This window comes from Variovorax sp. P2_H12, from assembly GCF_056403395.1.
Window position 1 is genome coordinate 1 of sequence record NZ_JBFUFO010000077.1, and the last position, 13,148, is coordinate 13,148.

General features: G+C 62.3%; 13 protein-coding genes and 1 pseudogene. 4 read left to right on the forward strand and 10 right to left on the reverse strand.

Annotated features, from left to right (window positions below):
* Nucleotides 1–194: hypothetical protein (locus AC1DYK_RS34515; protein WP_478170385.1), on the forward strand; the 194-nt coding region annotated here is incomplete at its 5' end.
* A gap of 2 nt (nt 195–196) precedes the next feature.
* On the opposite strand, the gene AC1DYK_RS34520 is transcribed toward AC1DYK_RS34515, so the two are convergent.
* The 3 genes from AC1DYK_RS34520 to AC1DYK_RS34530 all read right to left on the reverse strand — a co-directional run bounded on the left by AC1DYK_RS34520 (nt 197) and on the right by AC1DYK_RS34530 (nt 4,382).
* Nucleotides 197–1,663, reverse strand: coding sequence for a DUF1254 domain-containing protein (locus AC1DYK_RS34520; protein ID WP_478170386.1), 1,467 nt, complete (start codon nt 1,661–1,663; stop codon nt 197–199).
* A 69-nt stretch (nt 1,664–1,732) separates the two neighbouring features.
* Nucleotides 1,733–2,836, reverse strand: a complete 1,104-nt coding sequence (locus tag AC1DYK_RS34525) for an NAD(P)-dependent alcohol dehydrogenase (RefSeq protein ID WP_478170387.1) — start codon at nt 2,834–2,836, stop codon at nt 1,733–1,735.
* A gap of 55 nt (nt 2,837–2,891) precedes the next feature.
* Complete coding sequence (locus AC1DYK_RS34530) at nt 2,892–4,382, reverse strand: aldehyde dehydrogenase family protein (protein ID WP_478170388.1); 1,491 nt, start codon at nt 4,380–4,382, stop codon at nt 2,892–2,894.
* A 238-nt stretch (nt 4,383–4,620) separates the two neighbouring features.
* Here AC1DYK_RS34530 and AC1DYK_RS34535 point away from each other — a divergent pair, with 238 nt between their 5' ends.
* Complete coding sequence (locus tag AC1DYK_RS34535) at nt 4,621–5,574, forward strand: AraC family transcriptional regulator (RefSeq protein ID WP_478170389.1); 954 nt, start codon at nt 4,621–4,623, stop codon at nt 5,572–5,574.
* 4 nt (nt 5,575–5,578) lie between these two features.
* On the opposite strand, the gene AC1DYK_RS34540 is transcribed toward AC1DYK_RS34535, so the two are convergent.
* Together AC1DYK_RS34540 and AC1DYK_RS34545 are read right to left on the reverse strand one after the other, a co-directional pair.
* A complete protein-coding gene (locus AC1DYK_RS34540) occupies nt 5,579–6,631 on the reverse strand; it encodes a molybdopterin-dependent oxidoreductase (RefSeq protein ID WP_478170390.1) in 1,053 nt (350 codons plus the stop codon).
* Nucleotides 6,624–7,664, reverse strand: coding sequence for a carbon-nitrogen hydrolase family protein (locus tag AC1DYK_RS34545; RefSeq protein ID WP_478170391.1), 1,041 nt, complete (start codon nt 7,662–7,664; stop codon nt 6,624–6,626). Before AC1DYK_RS34545 ends, AC1DYK_RS34540 begins: the two co-directional genes overlap by 8 nt.
* A 221-nt stretch (nt 7,665–7,885) precedes the next feature.
* On the opposite strand from AC1DYK_RS34545, the gene AC1DYK_RS34550 reads away from it, so the two are divergent.
* On the forward strand, nt 7,886–9,241 hold the full coding sequence (locus AC1DYK_RS34550; RefSeq protein WP_478170392.1) for a CmpA/NrtA family ABC transporter substrate-binding protein: 1,356 nt from the start codon (nt 7,886–7,888) through the stop codon (nt 9,239–9,241).
* Between the two features lie 2 nt (nt 9,242–9,243).
* Nucleotides 9,244–9,474, forward strand: a complete 231-nt coding sequence (locus AC1DYK_RS34555) for a hypothetical protein (protein WP_478170393.1) — start codon at nt 9,244–9,246, stop codon at nt 9,472–9,474.
* Here AC1DYK_RS34555 and AC1DYK_RS34560 read toward each other — a convergent pair.
* The 5 genes and pseudogenes from AC1DYK_RS34560 to AC1DYK_RS34580 all read right to left on the reverse strand — a co-directional run.
* Nucleotides 9,463–9,735, reverse strand: a complete 273-nt coding sequence (locus AC1DYK_RS34560) for a c-type cytochrome (protein WP_478170394.1) — start codon at nt 9,733–9,735, stop codon at nt 9,463–9,465. The genes AC1DYK_RS34555 and AC1DYK_RS34560 overlap by 12 nt on opposite strands.
* A 303-nt stretch (nt 9,736–10,038) precedes the next feature.
* A complete protein-coding gene (locus AC1DYK_RS34565; RefSeq protein ID WP_478170395.1) occupies nt 10,039–10,389 on the reverse strand; it encodes an IS66 family transposase zinc-finger binding domain-containing protein in 351 nt (116 codons plus the stop codon).
* Between the two features lie 464 nt (nt 10,390–10,853).
* Nucleotides 10,854–11,870: an AraC family transcriptional regulator gene (locus AC1DYK_RS34570; protein ID WP_478170396.1), complete on the reverse strand. Its 1,017-nt coding sequence runs from the start codon at nt 11,868–11,870 to the stop codon at nt 10,854–10,856.
* A 209-nt stretch (nt 11,871–12,079) separates the two neighbouring features.
* Nucleotides 12,080–12,949, reverse strand: a complete 870-nt coding sequence (locus AC1DYK_RS34575) for an alpha/beta hydrolase (protein WP_478170397.1) — start codon at nt 12,947–12,949, stop codon at nt 12,080–12,082.
* Between the two features lie 50 nt (nt 12,950–12,999).
* Nucleotides 13,000–13,148, reverse strand: a pseudogene (locus AC1DYK_RS34580) (IS630 family transposase); the annotation flags it as partial.

Genomic DNA, 13,148 nt, shown 5'->3' on the forward strand with positions numbered 1-13,148 from the left:
GAGGTCCTCACCACGCCCAACGCCAAGCAGCAGAGAGCGCTCAACCTCATCCAGAAGATCCAGATGTAGACAGCAGCCAGAACCCCGATCTCACGCCAAATGCTTGTCGTGCAAAGGAAAACTCGCTCGGCGACTTCAGGAACTTCGGTTTAGAACGCCTAGACATTAGTACGATTGCCAGCCCTGTCCGGTAGCGTCAGCCCGGCTGAAGCCGAATGTCGGGCAGCGACCACGAGCGGTCGAAGTAGGACTCCAGAGGGCCAAAGAGCCGGAAGTAGGCGAACCACGATTTTCCCGGAGTCGTTGGAATCCAGTTCTTCTCGAAGCCGGGTGGTGCCGTCGGCCCCAGGACGATATCGATGGACCCATCGGAGTTCTTCTGCAGATCTTGGCGCGATGACCGGTCGGCGAGCTGCTGCGCGTTTTGAATCAGAGCTCGGGTCCGCGTGTCATACAGCGTCATCGACCAGAACAACTTGGCCGGCACGTCTTGCGGTACGCGCAGGCGATAGCTGCGTCCGCCATCGAAGGAGGCGCCCGTTGCATCACAGTAGGCTGTAAGGTAGGCTGCGCCCACCCCTGGCGTCTTGGTCAGCACGGCTGCGGAGGTTCCGGTCACTTCGTAGAAGAATGCCGTACGCTCTTCGAACAGCGTGCCGCCGGGCACATCCTGTTCGTTGTCGAAGTTGGGCGCGATGAGGTATTCCCAATGAGCGTCGGGACGGTAGCGCATGCCGGCAATGCGTTTCTTGAATGCGATGGCCTTTGCCGTGGCTTCGCCGAGGGTCGCGGCGCTTTCCAGGATTGATTTCTGTCTTGCGTCTGGATTGAAGTGGTGACTGGCATCGATGCCGAGCTGCTTGAGCATGGCGGCAAAGAAGCGATCGCGATCTTCGACCGGCTCGCCTTGGATCGCATTCACCAGCCGCTGCCAGTAGGCGAGGCCCTGGGGATGCGCCATGCTCGTCAAGACTCCTTGTGGCTTGAACCGCAACAGGCGCGTGCTTGCTGTGCCAGGCTGCTGGTCAAGGGCGTGAACCTTCAAGGCCGAGAAAACAGCCTCCACCTTCTTCAAGTCTGCATCGAGTCCACGGCAGAACATGAGGACCTTGTTCGTTCGCGATCGCAGCACATGTGCGCCAGTCGGAATGTCCCTGGGTGTCTCCCGGCCTGGGCCGAGGAGAACGAACACGGCACCTTGGCCGGCATCGGGGCCGGTCATGCCGAGGTCGCACAAAGGACGGTCCCACCAGTCGACCAAGGATCCCGCGGTTGCGCCTGGCGGATAGTGCAAGATGAGCGGCTGCTGTGAAATTTCGAAGAATGCGAACACATAGGGTGTCGTGACATTCGAACCGAGCATCATGCTGACCTCGCGGTACCCCGACACCAGGACGAGATCCCCGCTGCGGGCGCCGGCATTGTCCACCAGCATCTGCCGCGCGCTTTCCACCCCGACGGTCGGGATCGCCCAGAGATAGCTCATGACAGCGCTCTGGTAGTCCAGGGCATCGAAGAGGTTTTCCGCTGTTTGGGCCGTCGGCACTCCGAGGTCGAACTTCAACGAGCCGAGCTGCGTCCCGATGGCATCGCGGGTGATCGTCCCTTGGGTTGCACCCGGAGCAGCGCATCCAGTACTCAGCGCCGCCAAGGACGTGGCCATCTTGATTGCTCCTCTTCGACTCACTGGCATGAATGCTATTCCTTTGAAACGGTTCTTCTACAAAGCGCGTCAGTCGGGAAAACGCAGTACGGCCTTGATGGTTCTGCCGCGCTCGCCATCCTCGACGGCTTCGTTGATCTGATCGAACTCATAGAACTTGATCAGCTTGTCGAATGGGAATCGGCCCTGTCGATACAGCTCCACCAATTTCGGAATGAAAAGGTCGGGCACCGAGTCACCCTCGCAGATGCCGCGGATCTTCCGGCCGAGAAGAAGTCCCCAGGTGTCCAGGCCAATTTCGCTTCCGAACGCGGGTGCGCCGATCATTCCGCACTCGCCCATGATCTGGATCGAATCGACGGCTTGGCGCAACGCCAGGAGGTTGCCCGAGGTTTCAAGAGAGAACTGCGTCCCGCCGCCACCAGTGATCTCCTGAATTTTCTTGACTGGGTCGTCTGTCCGCGGGTTGATGACATGTGTTGCGCCCAGTTCGAGCGCGAACTGGAGCCGTGCTTCGTTGGGATCGACGCAGATCCGGATGGCGCAGCCGGTCACGTTCGCACCCAATAGCGCCGAAAGACCGACAGAGCCCGCGCCATAAATGGCAATCGAATCACCTGCTTGTGGACGCAGTGAGTTGATGACCGCGCCCGCACCGGTCTGCACGCCGCAGCCCAACGGCCCCATGAGCTCGAGAGGAACATCGGAAGGGATCTTCACCACGCTGCGCTCGGTGCCCAAGGCGTATGTCGCGAAGGAAGACTGGCTGAAGAATGCCCCGTGCACGACTTCACTGTCCTTGTGCATGGTGGGCGTTCCGTCCATCCGTGCGAAGCCGAAATTGGCCTTGAAGAAGTGCCGGCAGTACATGGGCTTGCCGGTCTGACATGTATCGCAATGACCGCAGGAGTTGCAGCTCATCACGACATGGTCCCCAGGCTTGAGCTTGCTTACCCGGCCGCCGACCTTTTCGACGATCCCCGCACCTTCATGGCCGTACACCGCAGGAAAGGGAGTCGGCACGACCTGATCTCTTGGCAATGTGTCGGTGTGGCAGATGCCGCAGCTCTTCATGCGGACGAGGACTTCGTCGTCCCGCGGAGCCTCCAGTTCGATCTCTTCGAGGGCGAACTTCCCGCCCTTCTCACGCATGACAGCGGCAGTGATTTTCATCGGATGACCTCTGAGGTTATTTGAAGTTGAAGGCGGTGGTGCAGACGTGGTCGATTCATGATTTCGGGGCAAACCAGGGCGGAGCCACTCGCGTCTGGATCGTCACGGCCTTAAGATGCGTGTACATGTTCAGCGTCTCGTGGCAGTACTCACTGCCGATCCCGCTCTCCTTGAAGCCACCGAACGGCGAACCACTGGCCAGATTGAAATACTGGTTGATCCACACCGATCCCGCCTGCAGCCGATCGGCGGTCTCCCATGCGTTGCGCAGATTGGTGGTGTACAGGCCGGCGGCCAATCCGTAGCGCACGTCGTTGGCTTCTCCGATCATCTGGTCGTAGTCCTTCCAGCGAATGACGCTGAGCACCGGTCCGAAGATCTCTTCCTGCGCGATGCGCATGCGGTTGTGCGCCTCGAATACCGCCGGGGTGATGAAGTAGCCCGCCTCGTGGCCTTCCACGGGAACACGCTTCCCACCGGTTACCAGGCGTGCGCCTTCGGCCTTCCCAATGTCGATATAGCTGAGCACGCGCTCGCCTTGTTCGGCCGACACAAGGTTCGACAGTACAGTGTCCGGTGCAAGACCTGAGCCGATCTTCACACGCTCCATCCCGGCGACCAGTCGTTCCATCACGGCGTCGTAGACCGCGTCATGCACAAACAGCCGGGTGCCCGCGAGGCAGGACTGGCCGTTGCAGTACATCGTCGCAAACATCGCGTTGTCGACCACTGCATCGATGTCGTCGATGTCGGGAAAGATGATGTTCGGGCTCTTGCCGCCGAGCTCCAACGACACGGGAACCAGCCTTTCGGCGCCGGCACGAGCAATGATTCGGCCGACTTCGCTGCTGCCCGTGAATGCCAGCTTCGATACACCGGGGTGCGCAGTCAAGGCGGCGCCAGCCTCCTCCCCGAAGCCGGGCACGATGTTGATGACGCCGGGCGGAAAGATCTTTGCGACGTGCTTGCAGAGCTCCAACGTACTGAGCGAGGCGTTTTCATCGGGTTTCAGAACGATGGTGTTGCCTGCGGCAACCGCGGGCGCAATCTTGAAGGCGGTCATGATCGCCGGCACGTTCCACGGGATGATCTGCCCGCACACACCGTAGGGCTCACGCTTGGCGACCAAGTAGCCGTTGGGAATCGGGCGACCAAAGCCCTCGTGCGTGATTGCCGCAGCCGCGAAATAGCGGTATTGCGAAACTGCGAAGCGGTGATCCAGTTCAGTCTCGAACAGCCGCCGCCCGATGTCGACCGAGTCGATGCGCGCGAGCCGCGGCAAGTCTGCTTCGACGGCGGCTGCGAGTTTCAGGAGCATCGCAGAGCGCTCCTCCGGCGGCGTGGCACGCCAGGCTGGAAATGCGTTTGCCGCGGCTTGCACTGCCGCATCGACTTCGGCCTTGTCGCACCGGGCAATGCGTGCGAGCTGCTCGCCCGTGCTCGAATGCCGGGCTTCGAAGCTCTGGCCGGTGATCGTCGGCTGGAACTCGTTGTTGATGAAAGCGCTGTAAGTCTCGGAAAGGCCGAGTTCGTGGGACAAGCTCATCAAGTACTCCTGCATGGGTGAAGGGGCCGGCAAACTGCTCAGCTGGCACCAGTCTTGCTGAAGATGCGATGCGCAGCGATCCGAAATACGCCGGCCTGTCCGCTCTGCGCAGGTTGCTATACCCGGGTTTCCCCTGATTGCGTGCGTGTGGCCGCAAGAATGGCCCGTGTATGAAATGGGCCGCTTGCTGCACAATGTGCGGAATTGCCGGACAGTACGCTAATCTAAAGAGGCGAACATGCACTATCAGACGAGAGATCTCGACGAGGCGATTAATGTGGTCGGTGCTGTGTACTGTCCGCATGAGCTGCATCTTGACCGTCGGGCAAGGATGCTAGATACCCGGCTGAGTGCTACCGAAGCAGGGCCTCTTCCGATCGTCCGACTCGCTTACGGAGCTCGCGTGGAGGTCGACGCCGGCGAGTTCCCCGAGCTATTTCTCTTCATGCGGTGTACAGCGGGTGAAGCTGCGGTATTCCAGGGCAACCGGACGTCAGCCTGGCATGAAGGGGCGACGATCCCGGTATCGGCTGGGCGTCCGACGCGTTTCGACTTTGGCCCTAGCTTCGAGCAGATCACTTTGAGGCCCGACGCGGCCGCGCTTGCAGCCTGCTGCTCCAATCTCGTTGGCCGACCGCTCGATGATGGGCTGAAGTTCGACCTAATGCCATTTTCTGCAGAGCTCGAGCGCACATGGACTAGCGTCCTGGATCTGGTTAAGACACTGCCGGGTTCGCTGCCGGCACCGGCGTATCGATCGCTGGAGCAGTTCGTGCTGGCATCCTTGCTCCATGGGCATCCACACAACTACTCCGGCTGGATGCGAGGAGAGAAACCGGTTTCGAGGCCCGCCCGCTTGGCCAGTCGCGCCGAGGCACTGATCCACGACCGCATTGGCGATCTGTCCTTGACTGTTTTTGATGTTGCCTCCTCGCTCGGGGTTAGCGTGCGTGCCTTGCAATGCGCATTTCAGGAGCACCGTACGACTACGCCAACGGCCTATCTACGGAAGGTTCGTCTCGGACAGGTTCGTGAGCAGCTTTTGAATGTCGCGGATGAGGAGACGGTTACCAACATTGCATTGGAGCACGGCTTCTTACACCTGGGACGCTTTGCGCAGGAATACAAAAAGCAGTTCGGCGAGACTCCGTCCGATACATTGCGTGCACGTCGTCGACGAACGTCGAGATGATTCGTCAAGAATCTGACAGAAGCCGCTGGATCTGGACCGAATGTGCCGCGTTTCGCGCTCCGCTCAATGGCTGGAACGATCCATCGGTGTCACGGGCCTTCGCGACGATGTTCACGGGGCCGGGCGATCGCGGCAGCGGAAGCGTTGCTGTGAACTGCTGCCATTCGAATTCTTGACGGGGCCGGACCTCGGCCGATTGCCACGTGACTGCGCCATCGGTGCTGAGATCCACGCCACGGATGCCCTTGTCGCTCCAGGCCCAGCCGTTGATCTCCACCGTGTCAGTGGAGATGGTGTCGCCGGGCGCGGGATGGGTGATCAGTGAATTTGGCTCCACTGCCCACACGGGCTCTCGAACGACTTCTCCCCCGTGATTCTTGTCGCGGTTGTACCAGACGGTCGTGAAGGGAGAGTTGGCACGCCGATCCTGGACCGATAGGCGGCAGAGCCACTTCGTCATGTTGGTGCCGAACCAGCCTGGCACGACCAGGCGAACCGGACCTCCCCGCTCGCGCGTCAGAGGTACGCCATTCATCTCGTAAGCCACGAGCACCTCCTGAGACAGCGCTTTCGAAATCGGCAGATCCTTGCGATACCGATTCATCCTGCGGCCGCCGAACTCGCCGCTGTCCAGGCCGTCCGACCAGACATGGGTAGCACCCGCCTCGAGTTGCGCATGCTCGAGCAGCACAGCCAGCGGCACACCGGTCCACCGGACGTTGCCTACCCGCCAGAGATTGCTGTCGGCGGGCGCGAGGGGGCTGCCAAAGCACTCGTGGAAGGCGGTGACGGAGACTGAAGGCAGCTGCCTGAGAGCGTCCAGGCCGATGGAGAAAGGCCTGCGGACGAGCCCGTCCACTTGCAGTCGCCAGAGCTTGGCGTCGACTTCGACCGAACCCATGTGGATGGTCTCGAAGAGCTGCGCATCGGATGTGATGAAGTCGCGCAGCGCCGCAGGGACGGGTGGCGGCTTCAGATGGAATCCGGGAGACCGGCCAATGACGACCGAGCGCTCCGCTCCTTCAGGCAGCGGTGGCAGGAACGCGGCGCTATTCATCCAGCACCCCGGCAGTCATCTCATCGTCGAGCAGCCGCGGAAACTGCGGATCGGCCTGTCCCGACCATGCGACCGGCTGGTGGCGGCGGCGCTCGACACCCAGAGAGAAGACGTCGAATCGATTGTAGTAGCCGACCACATCATGGAACTGCTTCGGCTCGATGCATTTGTTCAGGTCGAACTCGGCGTAGGCGATCCCTTCCTCGTTCTGGAGCGTGTCGCCGATCTGCGTGCCGGTCGGGTCCACGAACATCGACGCGGCGCGCGGCGTGCCGTCGACCACTTCTGCCACGGCCGGATCGCGATCCACCAGGAAGTCACGCATCGCCTTGTCCATGAAGCTCGCGCAGATGATTCCGAATGCCTTGGCTTCGAATGAATGGGCGGACGCCCGAATACGGTTTGCCGCAACGTTGTCGAAGTTCCCACCTCCCGACGGCTTGCGCGTGGGCCAAATCGGCGGCCAGCTGGAGATATGAATCTGCTCCGCCTGCGCCATGAGCGCGAAGCGTGCGAGCGGGTTGGTGTTCTCGCCGCAGATCAAGCCGCCGATGCGCCCGAAACGCGTCTCGGCGACGCGCAGCCCTTGTCCGTCGCCCGCCGCCCAGACCAGCTTCTCGTAGAAGGTCGGCACCAGCTTGCGATGATGGTTGAGCAACTCGCCCGTCTCTCCGATCAGGATGTTCGAGTTCCAGATGCAGCCAGCGCTGGCCGTGCTGCGTTCACTGATGCCCATCGACACGCACACGCCAAAGCGCTTGGCGGCCGCGGCAATCAAGGCCACCTCGGGCCCCGGCACATAGACGCTGTTCTCGACCATGGCCTCGAACAGATCGTGATTGTAAATGGGCGCCCAAAGAGCCGCCCAGACCGGGAACGCCGGGATGTACGTCTCTGGAAACGCGATCACCTGTGCGCCGTTGAGGGCTGCCTCCTTGATGATGGACACCGCCTTCTCGGTCGTGGCGGTCTTGTCGAGCAGCACCGGTGCTACGTGGGCGGCGGCAACCTTCACCCGGGGCAATGAACTCATGTCAGGTACTCGCTATGCGTTGCTGAGTTCCACAGGATAGTTGCCGGTACGGCCGCACAGATACTCGAAAAACGCAACGAGAGGTGCGTTTTTACGGGCTCTATGGGTCCATGCAGGATCTGCGCACAGCGGGTTGTGAATTTCCCGGAGCTGTTTGCACGGAACATGCTCACCATTGCCGTGTCGCGGACCTGATCCGTTCAACCCAGTCTGGAGGGCCCATGGACCCATCACACGAGTATGTTCGCCTTTCCTGCACCAGCCTCTGCGCATGCGGCGGCACGCATGGTGACAACGAAGAGTGCCTCGCAGGAAAGCCTGCGAACGCCGACGATGCGCTGGCTGGTGCCATGGCTCAGGGCATGCTGCACGGCCTCTTTCCCGAGCACGGCCTGCGGCGTGCCTTCGTCAAGACGCTGGGGCGGGCAGGGGCGCTGGCCGCACTCACGGCGCTTACGCCGCTGACCCAGCTTGCCGCCGTTGCGCAGGAGCGCAACAAGGGCGCGCCGGAGAAAAAGCGGCTTGCCGTCGGCTTCCTGCCCATCACCTGCGCGACGCCGCTGATCTATGCGGAGCAGCTCGGGCTTTTCCCGCGCGAGGGCCTGGAACTGAGCCTGCAGAAGATCGCCGGAATCGCCCTGATCCGCGACAAGATGGTCAATGGCGAACTGGACATCTCCCAGCAGGTGATGCCTGTTGCGCTGGCGATGTCCGCCGGCATCGGCGGCGCTCCCATTCCGGCCCGCGTGATGACGGTGCTCAACCAGAATGGCAATTCGCTGGTCCTTTCGATGAAGCACAAGGACAACCGCGACCCGAAGAATTGGAAAGGCTTCAGGTTCGCCGTGCCGTTCGAGCAGTCCCATCAGATGCTCCAGCTGCGCCACTATCTCGCGTCAGCGGGGCTGGACGCGGACAGGGACATCTCCTACCGCGTCGTTCCTCCGTCCGAATACGTTTCCAACCTCCGGGTTGGCAACATCGACGGTTTCTTCGGCGGCGAGCCGGGTGGCCAACGCGCCGTGTACGAAGGTGCGGGCTTCATTCACCTAGTCTCGAGCGAGATCTGGCCGGAGCATCCTTGCTGCTCGGTGACCGCAACCGAGGCCTGGATCAAGGCCCATCCGAACAGCTTCATGGCCGCCTACCGCGCGATCATCGCGGCGAGCCTGCATGTATCCGACCCTGGCAATCGCGCGGGGATGGCCAAGATCCTTGCCCAGCCCCAATATCTCAATCAGCCCGAAACGGTCGTGGACCAGGTCCTGACCGGCAGGTATGCGGATGGCCTCGGCAACGTGAAGACCCTGCCGCGCCGCATCGACTTTCAGCCTTTCCCCCACTACTCAAGCGCGGTTTGGCTTCTGACCCAGATGCGCAGATGGAACATGATCAAGGAGGACCTGGACTACAAGGGCCTTGCCCGACAGGTCATGCTGGCCACCGATGCAAAGCGCCTCATCGAGGAGCGCGGCGGCAAGGCGCCCGAGGTCGGATTCCGCAAGGAAACCATTCTGGGCAAAAGCTTCGACTCCGACCGCCCCGCAGAATACCTGAAGTCGCTGGGCAGGGCGTGACCATGCAAAGCTCGATTTCGACCTCACGATCCTGGCTGGCCACCCTGGCGATCGGCCTGCTGTTGTTGGCAGTCTGGCAGGCACTCGCCTCCAGCGGGGGCAGCCCTGCGCCGGCGGAGCTTTCGGACTATGAAAAGCTGGTGGGAAAGAGCCCTGGCGCATCCGTCGAGCGCTCGGCCATGCCGACGCCCGTCGACGTGTTCAAGCGCGCTGGCGAACTGCTATCGGCTTGATCGCTCGACCGGCGTTCCAATCGCAGATCGGTTCAGACCGTGGAGGCTCCAAGAGACATTCCGGCTGGCGCGCATGTGCTTCGATCGCATGTCGTCCTTGTATTTGGCAGCAATGTCCTTGAAGGAACGACCAACCACCTTGGTGGCTTGCACAGAGTGGCAGGCCATGCAATTCTTGGCCCGCGCGAGAGCCTGTTCGGACTGTGCGTGGGCAGAGCCGATCAAGCCGAGAAGGGCGAGCGAAAGCAATGATCTATTCATGTTGGATGTGCGGAGGGATAGGTTCCGACTCCAAGCTTGGTTACTTCATTCAAATGCCCCTTCCGCCGTGGAGCGAAACTGGTGCAGTTCTTGGGAAACCGCCCTTCGTGGTTCCGCCAAAAGGCATCTGGGAATTGTCCCGAACAGCATCACCGCGGCGACGATTCGACGCAGTCGTGTTTAGCCTCCGAGTTCCATGACGAGACTAGCGCCAGTGCCTCAGCCCCCCGGCAATGGCGCCCGCGCGCCAAAAGCAATTTCTCCAGCGACGCGGTGCTGCATGCCGCAGCGGCCGCACGAGCACTACGCCGCGAGCACCCGTTCTCGGCTGAATGGCATGTGCCGCGACCGGCGCCCTGCAGCCGGCGCCTGGCTGATCGTGTGGCAGCCCGTGCACGCCAGCTTCGGTCGCACATGACGCACGACGTGGAAGCTGCCCGGTTCGTAGTCCAGCACTTCGCTCACGTCCTGGCCGATCTCATGCAGGCCGCGACCGCAGGCCTCGCAATTGCACCCGCCGTGCGGCGTGTGCACCACTGTTCGCCGTGGCAGATGATCGGGAAGCTCGCGCAGTCCGGGCCGCCTGGCGGCATCGCGCTTCTTGCGCGCAGCTGCGATCGAGGAGACCTTGCCGGACTCGGGCGTCGTCGCCAACGGTGAGGGCTGCACCACTTGCCCGCCAACGAGTTCGAGTTGGTCGTGTTCAGAGCCCTGAACAAGCCCAATTGGCGGTTCACGGACGGTGCTAGGACGCTCGCAGGGGACGGATAGTCCTTGGCTGCCAGCGCGCAGTAACTGGATAGTTGTCCGCACCTCCGCTTCGTAGACTTGCCACCGCATGGAGGGCCCAGTTGCTGGGTCGCCGCCTGCTGCCGATGAAGGAGTGCCCCCAGTGGAAAAGACCAGAACGACCGAGCTCGCAACAGCCGACTGCACCCCATTCATCGATGAAAGGGATACGCGAGCATCCACCGGCCCGTCGCGAGCCCTCACGCGCACGGCTTGCGAAGAGGAGTCGGAACGCATCGGTGCACTTTGGGTCGCGGCATGCCGCTACCAGGCACAATTGATGGAAGAAGTGCTTGCAAGAGGGTGCCCTGCAAACCAGGCCCAGGCACCTATTCGGGCCTCGCCTGCGTTTGTCGCGGAAGTTCGCCGAAGCGGTCAAAGTAATAGGCAGAGAAGCGGCCCAGGTGCCCGAACCCGAAGGTCAGGGCCGTCTCGGTGATGCTCAGGTCAGGCTGGATTCGTAACCGTGAACGGACGGCGTCGAGACGCAGGTTGCGTAGCAACTCCATCGGCGTGACGCCATGCTGGCGGTGGCAGAGTTCGTTGATCGTGCGGATGCTGACCCCGGCCGCGCTGGCCATATCCTCGAGCGACAACGGGGCACCGAGGCGTGCGTCCATGTACTCGAGCAGCATGTTCATCCGCCGCGAGTCGCCCGCGCCGGCCACGGCATCCTTGAGGTGACCCGGTTGGACCACGTGCAATCCGAGTGCTGAAGCCTGGGCGCTTCCGCGGACCTGGTGGGACAAGAGGAACAGCGCCGCATTGTGTTCGAAATGATCGAGCCAGGCCTTGTCGAGCGCCGACTCGGCAGGCATCGACATCGCGTTCAGAAGCGAGTGCATGATCAAGTCCCACTGCGTGCTGAGTCGACGATCGAGAAGATAGCCGGGCGTGAGTTCCGGCTTGTCAGCCTCGTCGAGGTGCACCAGCTCGCGCAACAGCACATGCGGGACCTTCAGGATCAGCTGCTGGGTGCCGGGATACCAGCGCAGCCGCACGCGCTGCTTCGGCGTCAGAACGCCGGTCCTGCCTTCCGCGATCACCAGTTTCTGGCCGTCCACCTCGATCTCCGCGCCGCCCGAGAGCGACGTGTGTACGAGAGTGAAGTCGTCGAAGGGGTTCGGCGTGACTTCCACTTCGGCGCCGTAGCGCAGCAGGTACATGCTGAGACGGTTCAGGCTGCCCTTGAACATCGCCACGTCGGGCATGCCGCTCTTCCAGCGCAGCAGATGGTCGGCGAGTTCCCGGCTGACGTGGTCGTGCGCGTCGACCCGCTCGTCGGACCTGAACAGGCAATTGCGGTACAGCGGCGACAGCACGTCGGCCTTGGTCGACAGGGGCATCGTTGGGGCACTCCACCGTGAAATCCGGACACCGGTCCGAAGAGCCGGTTGCCTGGGAACTGGCCAATATTCTTACAGCCAGCAAAGGCTGCGAGAACCGGATGGAACCCGCGCCATGAGGCCAATCTGCAAGAAACGGATGGACCGGCGTGCATGTTTCGCAAGCCGTGGATGGCCTTGGGCGGTGGCGCGACCCCTCGACCGATCCATCAGCGCTCGCCCAGGGCCCCTGCCACCCACTGGCAGAGCGGGCTGGATGCATGCTCGAAGCCATGGATCGCGGAGAAGTGATGCGCGCCGGCTTGCGCTGTCAGCTCGGAGCGGTTTCCGGCCTTTGACCATGCGGCATGAAAGCTCGCGGCCTGTCGAGCGAACTCATCGGACTCGGCGTCGCCCCAGGTGAGCAGGGCCGGCGTGGCGCAGGGGCGCACCGCGAACAGCGGCGAACACTGCCGGACCGTCCGCTCATCGAGCTGGATCGGCGGCTGGAGGTAGCTGTAGCGCAGCGGCTCGAGGTCATAGAGGTCGCTCACCAGCACCGCCGCGGCGATCGGGTCGCGCGGCAGCCCGTATTCTTCCGCCCACCGGGTCTGGAGGCACATCGCCGCGAGATGACCGCCCGCCGAGTGGCCGCCGACCGCGATGCGTCGCGGGTCGCCGCCGTGCCGATCAATATTCCGCACGACCCAGGCGAGCGCGGCTCGAGCCTGGCGGGTGATCTCGTCGATGCGTACCTTGGGGCAGAGCGAGTAGTTGATCACGACCGTCGTCACGCCGCAGTCCTGCAGCCCGAGCGCGACGCAACTGAACTCCTTCGACGTGTTGGCGCGCCAGTAGCCTCCATGGATGAAGACGAAAACGGGCGCGTCCGGACGATCGGCGGGGAAGATGTCCAGCGTCTCGTCGAGGGTGGGGCCGAAGGGTACGTCCAGCGTACACCGCAGGTGCTCGCGGGCGAACGCGCTGCGCTCGATGAAGTGGCGTGCCTCGGCCGCCGGATCGGTCACCCATTGCTGCGTACCGTACTGGGCGTCGATCTGCGCCTGTTGCGTGAAGTCACGATAGAGGGGGGCATCCACATGGTCCGGTTCTCTGGTGGTGGTACAGGGGTTCGTTGTTCACCGGCAGTCTAGTGTCGTGAGTTAGAAGTTCGCAAACAAAATCTCTCGACGCTCGCAAGGATGTCATCGGCAGTCTTGGACCAGACGAACGGCTTGGGGTCGCTGTTGTTGATCTTGATGTAGTGCCTGATGGCCTGTTCGAGCTGGCGCGTGGAGC

Excerpts from the sequence above, each read along its gene's own strand:
- AC1DYK_RS34520 (WP_478170386.1), bottom strand. The coding sequence starts at position 1,663 with ATGGCCACGTCCTTGGCGGCGCTGAGTACTGGATGCGCTGCTCCGGGT.
- AC1DYK_RS34525 (WP_478170387.1), bottom strand. The coding sequence starts at position 2,836 with ATGAAAATCACTGCCGCTGTCATGCGTGAGAAGGGCGGGAAGTTCGCC.
- AC1DYK_RS34530 (WP_478170388.1), bottom strand. The coding sequence starts at position 4,382 with ATGAGCTTGTCCCACGAACTCGGCCTTTCCGAGACTTACAGCGCTTTC.
- AC1DYK_RS34535 (WP_478170389.1), top strand. The coding sequence starts at position 4,621 with ATGCACTATCAGACGAGAGATCTCGACGAGGCGATTAATGTGGTCGGT.
- AC1DYK_RS34540 (WP_478170390.1), bottom strand. The coding sequence starts at position 6,631 with ATGAATAGCGCCGCGTTCCTGCCACCGCTGCCTGAAGGAGCGGAGCGC.
- AC1DYK_RS34545 (WP_478170391.1), bottom strand. The coding sequence starts at position 7,664 with ATGAGTTCATTGCCCCGGGTGAAGGTTGCCGCCGCCCACGTAGCACCG.
- AC1DYK_RS34550 (WP_478170392.1), top strand. The coding sequence starts at position 7,886 with ATGGACCCATCACACGAGTATGTTCGCCTTTCCTGCACCAGCCTCTGC.
- AC1DYK_RS34555 (WP_478170393.1), top strand. The coding sequence starts at position 9,244 with ATGCAAAGCTCGATTTCGACCTCACGATCCTGGCTGGCCACCCTGGCG.
- AC1DYK_RS34560 (WP_478170394.1), bottom strand. The coding sequence starts at position 9,735 with ATGAATAGATCATTGCTTTCGCTCGCCCTTCTCGGCTTGATCGGCTCT.
- AC1DYK_RS34570 (WP_478170396.1), bottom strand. The coding sequence starts at position 11,870 with ATGCCCCTGTCGACCAAGGCCGACGTGCTGTCGCCGCTGTACCGCAAT.